This is a genomic window from Emticicia sp. C21, assembly GCF_003418935.1.
Lineage (GTDB): Bacteria > Bacteroidota > Bacteroidia > Cytophagales > Spirosomataceae > Emticicia.
In genome coordinates this window covers 53,613-70,776 of record NZ_QVMT01000010.1, presented here as the reverse complement: position 1 = coordinate 70,776, position 17,164 = coordinate 53,613, and the positions used below count along the sequence as shown (strand labels likewise).

Genomic DNA, 17,164 nt, shown 5'->3' with positions numbered 1-17,164 from the left:
GAATTTTGAACTTAATGTTAAGTTAAATATTTTTGCAGAAATTTGAATTGAACCGACAGTTAACCAAATGGCTAAAAACAAAACATTCATTATTGAAAATATTGAGGTAGAAAATTTTGCAGCAGAAGGAAAATGTTTTGCAAGGCATAATGGACAAATAATTTTTATTGAAGGAAGCAATGTATCTCCGGGAGATAAAGTAAAGCTTTGGGTGAATAATAGAAAGAAAAATTACGCAGAAGCGAATGTATTGCAGTTAATTGAACCTTCTCCCCTACGTATTGCTCCTTTTTGCCAACATTTTGGAGTATGTGGTGGCTGTAAATGGCAACATATACCTTACGAAAAACAATTAGACTTGAAATGGCAACAAGTAAATGACCAATTACGCCGTATCGGGAAAATAACATTACCTGTAATTAATCCGATTCTGGGCTCCGAAAATATTCAGTTCTATCGTAATAAATTAGAATACACTTTTTCTAATAGCAGATGGTTTACCAGAGAAGAAGCTGATAAGGGAGAAGATTTAAATAAAAATGCATTAGGTTTTCATGTGCCGAAGCGTTTTGAAAAGGTTTTACCTATCGAGAAATGTTATTTACAAAAAGACCCGTCTAATGAAATCAGGCTTGCTCTTAGAGATTTTGCCAATCAGAATCAATACTCTTACTATGATCATGTTGCCCACCAGGGTTTTTTAAGAAATGTGATGATTCGATCTACTTCTACAGGAGACCTAATGGTGATGGTACAATTTGCACAAAAAAATGAAGAGGCCATTGAAGCCGTTCTAAAGCATCTTCAAACGAATTTTCCAGAAATAACCTCATTAAATTATATACTCAATCAGAAAAGAAATGATACTTTTTATGATCTGGAGGTGTCTACATTTTATGGGAAGCCATTTATTGAGGAAAAGATGGAAGACCTTATTTTTAGAATTGGTCCAAAATCTTTTTATCAGACAAACTCCGAACAGGCTTATGAACTGTATAAGCTGACTAGAGAATATGCTGACTTGAGTGGCAATGAATTGGTTTATGACCTGTATACTGGTACGGGAACTATTGCTAATTTTGTAGCTAAAAAGGCAAAAAGAGTCATTGGTATTGAATATGTTGAAGATGCAGTTGAAGATGCCAAAATAAATTCTCAGGTAAATGGGATTACTAATACTGAGTTTTTTGCAGGAGATATGCGTAAATTTCTTACTGGGGAATTTATTGCTAGCAAGGGAAACCCAGATGTAATTATTACTGACCCACCGCGCGCGGGAATGGACGAGCCTGTGACAAATACTATTCTTGAAGTTGCACCTAAGCGCATTGTTTATGTGAGCTGTAATCCAGCTACTCAGGCAAGAGATTTAGCCATTTTAAGTGCGAAATATGATATTGTAACAGTTCAACCGGTAGATATGTTTCCTCATACTCACCATGTAGAAAACATTGCGAAATTGGAATTAAGAGAGATTTGATTTAGGCTATTGTCTTTTGCTTAATTTATTAATTGTTGATGCATCATTTGGCTCCTTGATTAAACCATCTAGGTTATAATCATCAGGCAATTGATTAGCTAATCCTTTATCGCCCCAAAAACCTTTCAAAACAATATCATTAGGTCTTCTTAGCCAGCCATTTTCATTAAATCTGGCGTAAGATTTGAGCAAAACTATTTCAGAAGACTTAAAAGGATAATCAGAAAATGCTGGTTTTAATTCAGGGCTTTTTTTAAAGAATACCAAAAGTGGGGAGTCCGATTGAAGTAGAAAACTTTCAGCATCTTTATTATAAATGTAAATTTCATTAGCCTTGGCTCGTGTCAATGTACCCTCATTTAATTCTTTTTCAACCGTTGTTGGGTCATTTTTGGCTGTTTGAACTGAAGATTTTTTAAAAATCTCAAAATCATTTTCTTCTAATTTATTATCTGTGAGCACCATTAAAAAATTATGAAAAGAACCACTAAAAGCGTCTTTTTGGTTCTTATCCCATTTGTTTTTTAAATCTATATTAGTGGTATTCACTTTCTCAAAGAATTTGAGAGCAGACATATTTGTTCCTGAGCTATCAGATTCAAATTTATCCATCAGCAGCAGGATTTTATAACCTAAAGCCTCATTAATGATTTGGATTGGTGCAGTTGCTGTTGCAGTCATTTTTTTATCCTTGTCAAACTCCAATCTTACAACGTTTGAGTTAAGTATTTTACAATTTTTAGCAAACTTTGAATTCCCTAATAAGGCATTTTCAAAAATTTCCCATTTATTCTTCCAATCCTTTTCTTTTTTGGCAGTGACTACTGTCTTTTTTAGTATACCATCCCTCTCTAGCTGAAATCTAAAGACCTGAATTTCAGTAGAATAATTGATTTTCCTCTTAATAGTTTTATATCCCTCAAAACAGACAATTAATTCAACCTGTGAAAATTTATCAGGCACATTCAACTGAAAGTTTCCTTTTTCGTTGGTGACAAAGCCAATAGAAGTGTTATTAACAAAGACATTAGCTGATTGAACAGCCATCTTCTTTTCGTTAGCAACAATGCCACTAATTGTCCAGAAGTTTTTTTGAGAATAACCAGAAAAAGAGAAGATAAATAATATATATGGGAGGTAATATCTTGCTTTCATTTGCACTGCTTTTCGATAACGCAAAGCAAGTTAAGCATAATTATACTTTAATCAATAAAAAATATAACTATTTTATGTTATTAACCGTAAAGACATAGGTTTACCTGATAAATAAACATTTATCGGCTTAATAAAATTATATGAATTTAATAAAATAAAGGATTAGACATTAGAATGGAAATTCAGTTTCCTCATCAAGATTGCGGGGCTGATTAGCTTTGCTACCGAATGTTACAGAGCTACCTGTATTAGGCGCACTTCCTCCCTGTTCAAAGCTTTCTAAAGCATTAGTTGTTGGGAATGGCTTGGGAGAATTGAAGTCTGTGAAATTATCCTGGACGGGCGTATAGAACCCATCTAGATCAGTAAATTTGGTATATTTGCCAATGAATCTTAATCTAACAGTATCAACCGTACCACTACGGTTTTTGGCAATAATTACTTCACCCACACCAGCAGTTGGATTACCGTTTTCATCTTGTGTAATTTTATAATATTCCGGACGATATAGGAACATTACCATGTCAGCGTCCTGCTCGATAGAGCCAGATTCACGTAAGTCAGAAAGTTGAGGACGTTTATCACCACCACGGGTCTCAACAGCACGGCTCAATTGAGATAAAGCAATAACAGGCACATTGATTTCTTTCGCTAGATTTTTCAATGAACGAGAAATAGTTGCAATTTCCTGCTCACGATTACCACTTTTACCCCCACCTACTTCAGCTGTCATTAGTTGAAGGTAATCAATAATTACCAGACCAATATCAAATTGAGCTTTTAGACGACGACACTTTGCCCTTAATTCCAAAACGGATAAGGCTGGCGTATCATCAATATATATCGGTGCTTTTGAAAGGCGGTCAATTCTATGGTGCAATTGTTGCCATTCGTGGCTCTCTAAGGTGCCCTTACGTAATTTTTCACTATCAATCTCAGCTTCGGCAGAAATCATACGAAGCATTAATTGAGTAGAAGACATTTCTAAAGAAAAAATAGCCACAGGAGTATTCCACTCAACGGCTGCATTTCTCATGGCAGATACAACGAATGCTGTTTTACCCATTGCAGGACGAGCAGCGATAATCGTTAATTCCGTATTCTGCCATCCGCTGGTAATACGGTCTAGCTCTGTAAAACCACTGGCTACACCTGTTAAACCATCTTTATTGTTCTTCTTTTTTTCAAGTTCTTCAATAGTCGCTCTCATGATTGAACTGGCATCAGCGTAGCTTTTTCTGATATTTCTTTCAGAAATCTCAAAAAAGGTCTGCTCAGTTCTATCTAAAAGATTAAATACATCAGTAGTATCTTCAAAGGCATCCCGAAGAATATCCCCGGCTACCCGAATCATGTCTCTTTTAATCGCAGCTTGCGAGATAATACGGGCATGCCATTCAATATTAGCTGCAGAATTAACTTTACTGGTTAATCTTGCCAGATATTGTGCCCCCCCTACGAATTCTAATTCCCCTAAAGCCCTTAACTGCGAAGTTACGGTCAGTAAATCAATAGGTTCAGATTTACCAAAGAGTATCAAAATGGCATTATAAATATGTTGATGCGCATCTTTATAAAAACTAGCAGGTTGCAAAATATCAACAACAGCAGTCAATGCATCTTTCTCAATCATCAAAGCACCCAAAACAGCCTCTTCCAACTCCGTAGCTTGAGGTGGCAGCTTACCAGACTCGCTCCTGGTGGTTTCCAAAAAGAGATTTTTTCCAAATCCTCTCTGGTTCTGGTTTCTGTTTGATGGATTATTTGGGTATCTTTGTTCCATATATTATTGCAATGTTAAGAAAAATAACTTTCTCAAAAAACAAAGCTATTGTTCAGAACCTTTACCTTTTAAAGATAAACGATTGATTATCAGTATATAATTCCAAACGCACAATTTTTTTGTGGAAAAAACATTAGATTATGTGAATAATTTTTGATTTTTGAAATGCAAATTCAAGTCTCAAAAAGAAAACTAAAATTTTAGGTCGAGCGTTTAAATGAATAAGACCTATTTAATAAACCAATAACCAAACTCATTAGTATTTTGACAGAAAAAGTATTCACATTAGACGAAGTGTCATTGATAGATTTTCTCGGAGTAGAAAATAGTAATATCAAAGTAGTAGCGGCAGCTTTTCCGGAAAGCAAAATTATTTCAAGAGGGAATCAGATCTTAATTAAAGGGAATAACACTGAAATCAATAAAATCTCCGATATATTAGAGTCATTACTTGAACATTATCAGAAGTACGGCAGATTGAGTAATGAACAGGTCAAAAACTATATTCAGCAAGATATTGAAACGGCTAATCATGAAACAACTGACGACGATGTAATTCTTTATGGAACCAAAGGCGTAGTTGTTAGGGCTAAAACCGCCAATCAGAAAAAAATGATTGAAGCGGCTCAAAAATATGATATTGTCTTTGCCACTGGACCTGCAGGGACAGGTAAAACTTATACTGCTGTGGCATTAGCGGTAAAAGCGCTAAAAGATAAGGAAGTTAAGAAAATTATCATCACCAGACCTGCGGTTGAAGCAGGTGAAAATTTAGGCTTCTTGCCGGGTGATTTAAAAGAGAAAATCGACCCATATCTAAGACCTATTTATGATGCACTTGATGATATGATTCAGGCAGAAAAACTGAAGTTCTATTTAGAAAACCGAACTATAGAAATTGCCCCTTTGGCCTATATGAGAGGTAGAACTTTGAATAATGCTTTTATCCTGCTTGATGAAGCACAAAATACTACGCCCATGCAGATTAAAATGTTTTTGACGCGTATGGGGCCACTTTCAAAAACCATTATTACAGGTGATAGGACACAGGTAGATTTACCTAAAAACCAAAGGTCAGGGTTAGCTGATGCCTTGGATATTCTCAAAAATATAACTGGAATAGGTTTTGTAGAATTAGATGGCAGAGACGTGGTACGCCATAGATTGGTTAGAGATATTCTGAATGCTTACGAAAAAGCAGAGAGTAAATAATATTCTTTAATTATCATGCTTTGCAACCATAGGCTACTAATCGCACGTCATTATAGCATGAAAAAAGCTTTATATATCCCTCTATTCTTCCTGGTCTTTATACAGACATTGGCACAAAAAAGACATTTTTGTGCCAATGCTGCCAGTGATTCAATTCGTTTATTGAAAGACCCATCAAGAGCATTGAAAAAGGCTCGGTTTGAGCAGACATTACAAAACTTTCAGGGAGCAGGCAATGCCCGAATTGGTGTGGCTGATAATGAAATCATAAGGATTCCTGTGGTTGTACATGTCATTCATAATCAATCAAGCAATGCTATAACAGGTACAAATATTCCAGACGAGCAGATTTTCTCGCAAATTAAGGTGTTAAACGAAGATTATCGAAGAAAAGAAGGGACTATGGGATATAATAATAATCCGATAGGAGCTGATACCCAAATAGAGTTTTTTCTTGCTTCCAAAGACCCTGATGGAAACCCTACCACAGGGATTACCCGACATTATAATTCCGCTACGAGTTTTAATTTAATAAATGATAATGATCGTCAGAAATTATCAAATATTGTCTATTGGGATAGTAATAAGTATCTAAATATTTGGGTAACAGCCTATAGAGACCCTTATATAGGATATGCTGAGTTTCCATATGCTGAAACTATTGATGGCCTGGGAGATGAAATAGTAGAGAGCCTAGATGGAGCATTTATTGATTATAGAGTTTTTGGTAAAAAAACAGGTACCAATATAGATGGCCTTTATAGTTTTGGAAGAACCGCTACTCATGAGATTGGCCATTGGCTAGGGTTAATTCATACATGGGGAGATGAATATTGTGGGACTGACTATGTAGAAGATACGCCTCAAGCAAGCGGATCGAATAGTACAGCATTTTGTAAAGATATGTTCTCCAATTGTAATGGAGAACGTACAAGAAATCTTATTGAAGATTATATGGACTATTCTCCGGACTCATGTATGAATATTTTTACTGAAGGCCAGAAACAACGAATGAGAGCCGTGGTTGAGTTAAGCCAAAGACGTAAAAGAGTAGTGACTTATGCAAAATTTCAATTGCCTCCATCCAATACGCTTGCTGTAGCACTTATTCCTAATCCAACAACGAAAGACAATATCAAGGTTCAGGTCTTATTACCTGACTTCCAGGACTTTACTATTTCTTTGACCGATATTAAAGGTAGAAATGTATATTCAGAGAGTTTTACTGATTACCCCAGCACTATTGTAACACTCAAAACCTACGATTTACAGGCTGGTACATATATTGTAAACGTCACATCTAAACAAGAGCGTGTTGCTGCACGATTAGCTATTTTTTAGGATATTTGTTTATTCTTCTTTCTCCAACTTGTGGTTTAATATTACTAATCAGCCTGGTTGCTAATTCATCTATAAATTCAACAAAAAACATCAATTGATAAATATGTTCTCACATTTATCAATTAGTTTTGCCAATCTTTAACTAACCAATATAACCTAAACTTAGAGTCAACAATTAAACACCTAAAATGGAAAAATTGATGAAAGACAGGCCTAATTTTGATGAAATTTTCATGAATCTTGCTAAAAACCTTGCCCAACGTTCGCATTGTGTAAAAGCTCAGGTTGGCGCTGTTTTAACTAAAGATACGAGAATTATTTCAATAGGTTACAACGGCCCTCCATCAGGTACACACAATTGTGATGAGGATTTTCCGGAAGAAGGTTGCCCAAGAGATTCAAAAGGAAGTTGCTCATTAGCACTTCATGCAGAGCAAAATGCGATTTTATATGCCTCAAAAAACGGTGCTAATCTTGAGGGGAGTACGCTCTATGTTACGCTATCGCCGTGTATAGCCTGTGCTCGTGTAATTTTTTCGATGAAAATTAAAAAAGTGTTTTATAAGGAATCTTATGCAAAATATAAAGGCATTCCAAGTGATGAGGGCGTGGATTTTTTGAGAAAATTTGGTATTGAAGTAATAGAGTTTGGGTGTAATTAATGAATTACACCCCCATGGCCATGAACATGCCCATGTGAAATCTCGTCAGGATTTGCATTTCTGATAGCCAGAATCTTTCCTTTAAAATGTAGAGTCTCTCCTGCTAATGGATGATTAAAATCTAACATAACAAAATCTGGATGCACTTCCACCACTCTTCCGTTCATACGATGCCCTTCCTCATTTGAAAAAGGAATAAAATTACCTATTTCCAACATTCCATCTGGAACTTTACCTTCATCGATTTTAAAGTTTTCTATTGGAAAATCAATTAATGCTTCTGTATCCACTTCTCCATAACCCTCCTCAGCACTTACTGAAAATTCAAATGTATCTCCCAAACTTAATCCAATCAAATTTGTTTCGAAAGCTTCTGGAAGTCCACTCATGCCATGAATAAACACAATTGGATCAGATTCGTCCGAAACCTCTATAATTTCTCTATCCTCACCATCTCCCACATATAATTCGTAACTAGCTGTAACTACTTTTTTTGATTCAACTTTCATTTGCTTAAATTTAATTTGTCACTAAGGTTATAAATCTAACAGAAACTTAGATATTTTATTATCTCTTATTTCATAACTTTGCCACAAACGTACAAATTCTGCCCTTTATAAATGAATTTTTTAGCACATTTATTTCTTTCTGGTGACAATGAGGAAATTTTAGTCGGGAATCTGTTGGAAGACTATGTAGTTGGCAGAATTGAGCACCCTCGAAATCAACATTTTTCGGAAAATATTAAAAATGGCATCCTTTTACATCGTTTAATTGATAGTTTTATGGATACCCATTCTGTGGTCAGCACTTGCAAAACTGTACTATATCAAAACTATCACAAATATGCTTCGGTAGTGATAGACATATATTTCGACCATTTTCTGGCTAAGCATTGGTATTCTTATTCTTCAGAGCCGTTTGAGGATTTCCGGAAACGTACACACCAGTCGTTTCTTAATCATTGGGATGTATTACCTGATAAAATGAAACCAATGATTGATTCGATGATTAAATATGATTGGTTGAAAAATTATAGCGAATTCTGGGGTATGGAACGAGCTTTAACCGGAGTTGCGAAACGAACGGAATTTAAATCGAATATGGAGAAGGCAGTTACTGATTTAAAAATACACTATGATTTTTTTAATGAGAATTTTAAGTTATTTTTCCCACAAATGGTACAACAATGCACGGCTTTTTTAACCGATAAAAACTATACACATAACTATATTATAAGATAATCGATGGCAGAAATACTTAAATCAATAAAGAAAGACACCTTAAAGCCATTGTATTTTTTACATGGCGAGGAGCCCTTTCATATTGAACAGATAATAGATAAAATTCAGCAACTGGCTATTCCTGCGCATGAAAAGGGCTTCAATGAATTTGTTTTATTCGGAAAAGACTTAAATATGGGAGCCTTATTGAATTATGCACGTCGTTTTCCGATGATGGCAGACAGACAATTGATTATTGTAAAAGATGCTCAGCATATTCAAGGGATTGACCAAAAAGAAAATCAAAAACTAATGGAAGATTATGCCTTACAACCTCTGGCATCTACTATTCTGGTTTTAGCTTTTAGTAACGCGCACGATGAACGAAAGACCTGGGTAAAGGCTTTTGGCAAAAATGGTGTGCTGCATAATTCGAAGAAATTATATGATAATCAATTACCTGAGTTTTTGGCAGACTATTGCCATTCGAAAGGAGTTAAAATAAGTATGAAAGCCATTCAATTACTCATTGAGTATATCGGCAATGATTTAAAGCGTCTTACAAGCGAAATTGATAAGGTAGTATTAAATGTAAAATTGGGCGAAGGCATAGATGCGGATACGATTCAGAAATATGTAGGTATTAGTAAAGAATATAATGTTTTCGAATTACAAAAGGCGTTGATTCAGAGAGATGTGGTGAGAGCTAATCAGATTATTATCTATTTTGGCAATAACCCAAAAGATAATCCTATTCAGCCTATTCTGATTATCCTTTATAATTTTTTCAGTAAAGTACTTTTAGTGCATGCCTCCAATGATAAATCAGAAAGCGGAATTGCATCACTATTAAAAGTAAATAGTTTTTTTGCTAAAGACTATCTCAATGCAGCAAGAAATTATTCGCTACATAAATTGACGGCAGTGATTCATTCTTTGAAAATTGCTGACTTAAAATCAAAAGGAGTTGAAACGGGTGAAGAAAGTGAGGGAGATATATTGCAGACGTTGGTTTTTGAGATATTACATTAATTTAGCCTAATTATATTAGCCTCACCTATCTACAGAGGCACCAGTGGAAAATTATGACTTACGCTGTCTCATAAATCTCAACCGAATAATTATAATGACTATTTAAGTAAGGTAATGGCAAATAATGTTTCCCATTACCTTACTTACTTTAAAGACTGATGAGCAATATATTCTGATTTTTTAATCCTCTTTATAACTATATTTATAATTTGCTAGTTAATAAATGGCAAGAAATAGGTGAAGTTTTATTTTTATTCACTATAATTCGGAAGCTTTATTGGAATTTCTGATAAATTTATAATCATTATCTGATAGCTCGTGGAAACTAAGAAAAGAAAACTTACCTTTTCGAATAATCCGGTTCAAATTGAATCACTACCTAAGTATAGCTGGATAGAGAGAGATACCCTATTGCTTCATATCGCTTTTCAGATATTTATGGATGCCCTTGAAAAGGATAAAGTACTTGAAGTAATTGATTGGAATTGTAATGATGAATATCGAACCGTAAGAAAATATATTATTCAATTACGAAATTGGTGGCTGGAAAGAAAAGATAAAGACCGACTAAAAGAAATTGATTACTCTGACGAAAAGCAATATGAAGAAGACAGCACCTATTTACATATGCTGATGCTTATTCGAAAATACCTGGTAGTGTAGATCTCGATCGTAACTTGTTCCCATTGACCCCTTTAATCTACAGTTTTTCTTTTATTTAGTATCTATTTCTCTGACGTTTACACCAGTACGAACCTGATACTTACTGCAATATTTTAATTTTTTAGCAGTCATTTCAGAGCTAAAGCACTCTTTTTATAAATTTTTATTCCACTTATTGTGTATTTATTGTGTCGCATTAAAAATGACATAATAAAAATTTGTAGTTTTTTTTTTGATTCGGTACATTTACAATACCCTGAAAACGAAAGCCAAACTTTACTACTAAAATGAATACCTATTATCTCTTTGCACGATTTTTATCGTTATACCGCTGTGTCCATTATGCACTATTGTTGAAGTTTTAACAAACCTTTAAAACATATCAATCAATGGAAAAACACTGGGCTAAAAATATTTCATTACAGCTATATACACCGAATTTATTAGAAACTCAGCATTTCTATTCGGTGGTTTTAGGCATCAACTGTGATGCTCTTTCGGATATTCATGTGGTATTTTCCCTTCATTCAACCACATTTATTTTTACTACCAAACCCAATTTTGTCATTAACTATCCTTATTACATTAATTTTGAAGTATTTGAGCTTGATAAGCTTTGGGAGGCAATACGGTTAAAAGTAGATATCATCAGTCCTATTACTGATACTCGTGATGGAGTTTTCAGAGAATTTTTAATTCATGATAATAACGGATATTATCTGAGGTTCTTTGAGCCCAATAATAGTAAACAACTAAGCTTAAATTTCTATAACCAATCACTCAGTCAATATTTAATTGACTAAAACCTCTATATCTTACCCAGTGGAATCGGAACTTAATAATTAGTAGTTTTAGATATCAGGTTTTGGGTTAAATCCGAAAGAATTTGAAAAAAACAATATCTATTCATTACTGGTCGGTGATTCTACTTTTGAAGATTCAATTCAACAAACGAATATCCCAAATCTTCAATTGATTCCCTCTCATATTGACCTGGCAGGTTTTGAAATTGAAATTATCAATGAAATGAGCAGGGAGGCCATTATGAAGGAAAGAATTGAAGGCCATGCTGACAAGTATGATTTTATTTTTATGGACTATTCTCCATCTCTAGGCTTATTGGTTATCAATGCATTAGTAGTCAGTGATTCTTGCCTGGTACCGGTTCAGTGCGAGTATTTTACCTTAGAGGGGTTGGCTAAACTAGTAGATACAATTAAATTAGTGCAGAAGAAAGTCAATATTAACTTAAAAATTGAAGGAGTAATACCTGTAATGTATGATGGGAGAACTAATTTATCGCAAGAAGTAGTAAAAGAATTGAAAACCGCTTTCGACGATTTAACTTACACTACTATTATACCACGGAATATCCGTTTAGCTGATGCCCCTAGTTTCGGTATGCCCGTTTTCTTTGTTGATCGTAAATATGGCGCTTATGGAAGTAGTGATTTAATCTTTGAAAATGCCGGTGCAATTGCCTATCTGAATCTGGCTAAAGAATTTTTATTAAGGAATAATAAAAAAATTCTGAAAGAATGATGAAATATTTAAGTAAACCAAGAGGCTTATCAACTTTGTTATCTGACGTTGAAATCAATTTTAGTTCATCGCTGCATTTTAAGGGAGTTGAAAATATTGATATATCATTAATCAGGGTAAATCCAAATCAACCTAGGAAAGATTTCAAGGAACCGCAATTGTTTGAATTAGCAGAATCCATCAAAATCCATGGCTTGATTCAACCAATAACGGTGAGAGTTCAAGGAAACCATTATGAATTAATTGTCGGAGAAAGAAGATTAAGAGCCTGTAAACTAGCCCGACTTTCAGAAATTCCTGCCTATATTAGAAACGCTGATAATGAAGGATCTGCTCTAATGGCGTTGATAGAAAATATTCAGAGAGAGAATCTTAACGCCATTGAAGTTGCTATGAGCTTCGAAAGAATGATAGTAGAATATCAAATGACTAATGAAGAACTGGCATTAAGAATAGGTAAAGACAGAAGTACTGTCAACAACTATCTTCGTTTATTAAGACTTCCATCAGAAATTCAAAAAACAATTATTACAGGACAAATATCAATGGGACATGCAAAAGCACTAATTGCATTAGAAAACCCAGAAATACAATTTACGATACTGCAAAAGATACTAAAAGATGGCTTATCTGTTAGACAGGTTGAAGAATTAGCCAAACACCTAGCTAAAAAGACTTCTTATAAAACTTCTCAGTCACAAAACCTATGGCTTCTGGAATACTTTAATACTACTGTTAAATCTTTAGAGGGCAATCTTATCTCCAATGTTGCATTGAAATCAGAAGATGGTGAAACAGGCAGTATAAGCATCGAATTTTTTAATCAACATGATTTAGAAAGAATAATGACACACCTTGAAAAAGTATTTAAAAAATCTGCGTAATATCTTCTACAATTTCCTATCTTTGTGACCCCAATTTTTCCAGGAATTCCACATTTTTATATAATTTCTTCCCTTAATTACATCTATATAATTCGCTACAATTATTTTTAGTTGATTTTCTCAAATTCCGATTATTGCCAATTTTTCAATTTTAACAAGTTAGTTAACTACTTGACTCACAAGCATTTACGACAAGGCTATTGAAGTTGTTTTTTTATATATAATTCTCCTGTCTAAATATCTGTATTGAAATTTATTATGTATTTATAGTGTCATTACAGAATTGACATAATAAATATTTGTGATAAATATTGCAATTCAATAAATTTACCAACATCCTATTAATGAAAATTAAAAGAAGGCCAAAAACTATGACTCCATATCTACCTGAAAGTGATTTATTCACTTCATAAAAATACCCTTAAATGCCTTATAATAAAGCATTTAGATTGACTAGAATTGTATATAATTTATATCGTGCTAATCCCAAATGAATCTACTACTTACAGGAAAGTTCTTCAACGAGCGTCCGGACTTCTTACTATGGTTAAGAAAAAATCATACCATCTTTATTGAGTTAGACCCGGGAATTATTTTTGAATTATTAGACAACCCTACTAATGCTTTTGATGCGATTATAATTGATGAGCATTTGTTTTCTTCAACTAAACAAAGTATTGAATTTGCATGGGGGTTAAACCGGAATTTTCCGGAGATTCCGACTATCATGATTATTTCGCCAAGAGATAATTATGAAGACATTTTTAGCCTCTATCAGAAGGGTGGTTTGTTTGATGTAATAGAACGCTATCAAGTTGACTCTAAAAGCCAATTTGCCGCCTTTAAAGCGATTCTTTTTAGAATTGAGCAATGTCTAAAAAGAAATAGCCTGATAAAAAATAAGTATGAAGAAAAAATAGTAAAACTGAATGATGATCTTCATTTAGCAAAATCAGAAGTCTCAAAAGATATAGAATCCCAAAAACATCATATTATTAATTATCTATTAGATTGTCTGAAATCAGAAAGAGAAATTTTTATTCAGGAACGTGAAATTTTTCGCTCCCTTTTCTTCAAAGACGCAGATATTGAGGATGTAGAAATACTAAAGCGTGTCCCCTATTTTGAGAAATCCTTTCTAGGTAAAAGTAAATTGGTTAAAAGCTTTTTTGATGAAACGATCAAAGCTATTTCATCTGGGAACAATATATTGATTTATGGTAAGTCTGGGATTGAGATTAAAGACCTAGCGACTTTTGTATATATATTCAGGAATCTTCCTTATGAAGTGCCTTTTATTGAATTAGATTGTGCGCTAATAAGCAAAGAGGATTTTGAGACTGAGGCATTTGGGCAATATAAGAGAATTCTTAATAATAGATATGTAACTAATGAAGGAAAACAAAAGATTGGAAAATTAGAACAAGCCAATCAAGGGTTTCTTTTTATTAATCATATTGAACAATTAAGTATAAGCAATCAAGAACTTTTATTCAAGGCTCTTAAAAATGGATATATGATTCCGGTAGGTGGATCAACTAAAGAGCACTGGGTTGAAATAGATTTTAATTTAATTGTAGGCAGTGTTAAAAATCTGCATACGATGATCAATAAAGGTGAGTTCAAATGGCATCTGCTTAATTATATAATGCAAGGTGAAGTTTTGAAAATACCTATGTTTCATGAACGATTAGAGGACTTCAAATTTATTTTTCATTATTCCTTAATTAATTCCGGAGCCAACATAGTATTAGACGAATCGGCTATTGAATATTTATCAAAACAGGAATGGCCCGATGGAGTGATTTCAATAGAGCATTTTGTAAATGTTTACTTGCAGAATTTGCGGAAGCCTGATTTCTTTGTAATAGACTGTTTTGAAATTGAAAAGCTTTTTAATAATTATATGAACGGTTTCTCAATAAATGAAGACAAACATCAATCTACATTATATCAAATTCATTTAAATACAAAAACTATCAGTACAGTCAGAAAGAATCTGGATTTTCTGGAAAAAACAGCTCGTGACTATTTTATTGACTTTGATGTAATTAAAGTTATTGATTTAGATAAATTGGCTTATCGCGAATTTCATACTTTAATAGCAGAAAAGAAATCTTCAAGAGGTAGAAAAAGAATAAATGAATGCATGACAGTAAACCGATATAAAACTTATAAAAACGGCAAAGTCAATCAACAAAGATTAGCTATTAAATACTTGTTTAAGCTTCATCCTGAAAAATGGTCTTTGCTTCGCAGAGTAACTTTTTTCAATGAAATATTGGCAGAAAATTCCGAAGTTTTCAGAAATGGAAGTACGGAGGCTCCTGTCGAAAAGTCGATAGTAAAAAGATTGACTTTCTAAATTTTACTCAAGACTTGCCACTTTCTGATAAAATTCTTGCAATTGATAGTCCTTTTTCAGTAAGATAATAATAACCGTTTTTCAGAGCACCTCTGAATTCAATCAGACGGTGCTCTTTTAGTATTTTTACCTCTCTGGCTATTGTCTCTCTGGAAACACCCAATTGCTTTATCAACACCTGGGTAGTACTATGTTTTGATTGGTTAAGGAATAAAACTATACTTGAAAGTCGTTCTTTCTTTTGCTCACTTAAATCCTCAAAAATAGACATAGGATTATTGGAAGAACTTTCTCTAGGTACAGAATTACTTATAATAGGAAATTGGCGCGGTCGAGAAATTTGCGGCGGGAAATCGCTTATTGAATCAATAACCAGAAAATCATCTTTTTTTGTTAAATCTACTTTTTTCTCTAGATCCTCATCTACAGCATTTTTCTTAGTGATCGGTGGTATTGAGGTTAAAAAAGTTGGCCCATCATGAAACTGCGGTTTTTCGTCAGAAAACTGTCTCACAAAAGCAGCAATTTTTTTTAACCCAAAACCCAATTCTTCTGCCAGTCCCAATTCTCTTAAAAATCTGCCAATAATTGGGTTTTTAGGTATTGGCTGATAATTATTGGGATCTATATTTTTATTCAGACTTGTTCTATTGCTATTGGCTGTAAAAGTGCCATCTACATGAGTAATGGCAAATTTGGCTGGTAGCCCTGAGCTATAATCCTGATGAGTCAGAAAATTGATAAAGACCTCACGATACATTAAATCTCGAATGCCTATTCTTGTGGTATTATTAATAACAAAAAAGTCAGGGAGGTGCTTGTGCACAAAATCCATCAAATGATAGTAGGTATCTATAAGATTTGTTGTAAAAGTTTCTCTGTCATAATAGCCATCAAAACCATCTTTTTCTCTTAAAGCATCTATTCTGAAACTTGGGAAAATTGCACGAATAACCTCGTCTTTTCCAAAAAGCAAAATAGCTGCTACAGTATAACCACTATCTTTGCTTTCTAAATCTATTCTCCATAAGCCAGAACTTTTCATTACATGTTCAAAGTCCATATTTAACCAAGGATGAGAAGGCCTTGTCTGCAATATCAGATTCATTGCTTTATTATAGACCTCCATATTGAAATGCTCAGACTCAATATATCTTACTATTTTATTATCAGGATAATAGAATCTTTTCCTCTCTTGAATTCGAAGCTGGTCGGAGATATTATCGACATGGATATTTAAGGTATCACGCCTTTCATAAATATAATTACCATTGTTGGTTGTATGAACCGACTGGCTATTTGGGATTTTCAGGTATAGGATTCTCTCTTGATGATAAAAAACCGTTTTTATCACAATTCGGGGTTTGGGATGAATTTTATTGGCATTATTAATTCCACCTATAATATTCTTTTCTAAAATATTAAATTCATTTTCTGTCAACCCTGTTAATCCATTCTCAAATGAATAGGCAATGAGAACCTCGCCTCCATTTGTGTTTAAAAATGCGCAAAGGGTATCAAAAAAATCAACTGGTAGTTTCTTTACGGTGCTTAATAATTGTGTTTGTTCATCATTCCCTCTTTCTATTAAATAGTTAATGTAATCGTTTGAAAACATGCGAATTCTTTATATATATCGAAAAGTAAGGTCATAAGGAATCAATCTTCTAGTTTTAATAGAACAAGCGTCGAGGAAATTTATAACCGTGGTCAGGTGTGTTTATAGGTTATGGTCGCATGACGAGTGGCAGCAAAAGTAGTAATTCACCCAGTAAATTAATTATTAAATATATTGTCTTTTTATTAAATATTTTAATAATCC

Annotated in this window: 15 protein-coding genes; 11 read left to right on the top strand and 4 right to left on the bottom strand. The window is 33.7% G+C overall.

Translation table 11 applies throughout. The annotated features are described in order from the left end of the window. Positions 1 to 67: 67 nt before the first annotated feature. The gene (gene rlmD / locus D0T08_RS20200) at positions 68 to 1,480 is read left to right on the top strand and encodes a 23S rRNA (uracil(1939)-C(5))-methyltransferase RlmD (RefSeq protein WP_116984503.1); all 1,413 of its coding nucleotides are present in this window, start codon (positions 68 to 70) and stop codon (positions 1,478 to 1,480) included. Between the two features lie 6 nt (positions 1,481 to 1,486). On the opposite strand, the gene D0T08_RS20195 is transcribed toward rlmD, so the two are convergent. Both D0T08_RS20195 and dnaB read right to left on the bottom strand, forming a co-directional pair. Next, positions 1,487 to 2,635 carry a carboxypeptidase-like regulatory domain-containing protein gene (locus D0T08_RS20195; RefSeq protein WP_116984502.1) on the bottom strand — a complete coding sequence of 383 codons (1,149 nt, stop codon included), beginning with the start codon at positions 2,633 to 2,635 and terminating at the stop codon, positions 1,487 to 1,489. 169 nt (positions 2,636 to 2,804) lie between these two features. Beyond that, positions 2,805 to 4,418 carry a replicative DNA helicase gene (dnaB, locus tag D0T08_RS20190; protein WP_116984501.1) on the bottom strand — a complete coding sequence of 538 codons (1,614 nt, stop codon included), beginning with the start codon at positions 4,416 to 4,418 and terminating at the stop codon, positions 2,805 to 2,807. A 264-nt stretch (positions 4,419 to 4,682) separates the two neighbouring features. Here dnaB and D0T08_RS20185 point away from each other — a divergent pair, with 264 nt between their 5' ends. From D0T08_RS20185 to D0T08_RS20175, 3 genes are all read left to right on the top strand, one after another. After that, entirely contained in the window at positions 4,683 to 5,630 is a 948-nt protein-coding gene (locus tag D0T08_RS20185; RefSeq protein WP_116984500.1) for a PhoH family protein, read from the top strand. 57 nt (positions 5,631 to 5,687) lie between these two features. Then, the gene (locus D0T08_RS20180) at positions 5,688 to 6,971 is read left to right on the top strand and encodes a M43 family zinc metalloprotease (RefSeq protein WP_158561317.1); all 1,284 of its coding nucleotides are present in this window, start codon (positions 5,688 to 5,690) and stop codon (positions 6,969 to 6,971) included. Positions 6,972 to 7,159: 188 nt separating this feature from the next. Continuing rightward, the gene (locus tag D0T08_RS20175) at positions 7,160 to 7,633 is read left to right on the top strand and encodes a dCMP deaminase family protein (protein ID WP_116984498.1); all 474 of its coding nucleotides are present in this window, start codon (positions 7,160 to 7,162) and stop codon (positions 7,631 to 7,633) included. Here D0T08_RS20175 and D0T08_RS20170 read toward each other — a convergent pair. Next, the gene (locus tag D0T08_RS20170; RefSeq protein ID WP_116984497.1) at positions 7,630 to 8,142 is read right to left on the bottom strand and encodes a peptidylprolyl isomerase; all 513 of its coding nucleotides are present in this window, start codon (positions 8,140 to 8,142) and stop codon (positions 7,630 to 7,632) included. The two genes, D0T08_RS20175 and D0T08_RS20170, sit on opposite strands and share 4 nt — an antisense overlap. Before the next feature lie 111 nt (positions 8,143 to 8,253). Here D0T08_RS20170 and D0T08_RS20165 point away from each other — a divergent pair, with 111 nt between their 5' ends. The 7 genes from D0T08_RS20165 to D0T08_RS20135 all read left to right on the top strand — a co-directional run bounded on the left by D0T08_RS20165 (position 8,254) and on the right by D0T08_RS20135 (position 15,342). Next, complete coding sequence (locus D0T08_RS20165; RefSeq protein ID WP_116984496.1) at positions 8,254 to 8,877, top strand: ACP phosphodiesterase; 624 nt, start codon at positions 8,254 to 8,256, stop codon at positions 8,875 to 8,877. Positions 8,878 to 8,880: 3 nt separating this feature from the next. Then, a complete protein-coding gene (gene holA, locus D0T08_RS20160; RefSeq protein ID WP_116984495.1) occupies positions 8,881 to 9,888 on the top strand; it encodes a DNA polymerase III subunit delta in 1,008 nt (335 codons plus the stop codon). A gap of 318 nt (positions 9,889 to 10,206) precedes the next feature. Then, complete coding sequence (locus tag D0T08_RS20155; RefSeq protein ID WP_116984494.1) at positions 10,207 to 10,551, top strand: hypothetical protein; 345 nt, start codon at positions 10,207 to 10,209, stop codon at positions 10,549 to 10,551. Positions 10,552 to 10,940: 389 nt separating this feature from the next. Beyond that, positions 10,941 to 11,354: a hypothetical protein gene (locus D0T08_RS20150; RefSeq protein WP_116984493.1), complete on the top strand. Its 414-nt coding sequence runs from the start codon at positions 10,941 to 10,943 to the stop codon at positions 11,352 to 11,354. A 52-nt stretch (positions 11,355 to 11,406) separates the two neighbouring features. Next, entirely contained in the window at positions 11,407 to 12,093 is a 687-nt protein-coding gene (locus D0T08_RS20145) for a ParA family protein (protein WP_116984492.1), read from the top strand. Next, complete coding sequence (locus D0T08_RS20140) at positions 12,090 to 12,977, top strand: ParB/RepB/Spo0J family partition protein (RefSeq protein ID WP_116984491.1); 888 nt, start codon at positions 12,090 to 12,092, stop codon at positions 12,975 to 12,977. The genes D0T08_RS20145 and D0T08_RS20140 overlap by 4 nt, the downstream gene beginning before the upstream one ends. Before the next feature lie 727 nt (positions 12,978 to 13,704). Next, on the top strand, positions 13,705 to 15,342 hold the full coding sequence (locus tag D0T08_RS20135) for a sigma 54-interacting transcriptional regulator (protein ID WP_158561316.1): 1,638 nt from the start codon (positions 13,705 to 13,707) through the stop codon (positions 15,340 to 15,342). A gap of 7 nt (positions 15,343 to 15,349) precedes the next feature. Here D0T08_RS20135 and D0T08_RS20130 read toward each other — a convergent pair whose 3' ends face one another. After that, complete coding sequence (locus D0T08_RS20130; RefSeq protein WP_116984489.1) at positions 15,350 to 16,960, bottom strand: RNA-binding domain-containing protein; 1,611 nt, start codon at positions 16,958 to 16,960, stop codon at positions 15,350 to 15,352. Between the last annotated feature and the right edge of the window lie 204 nt (positions 16,961 to 17,164).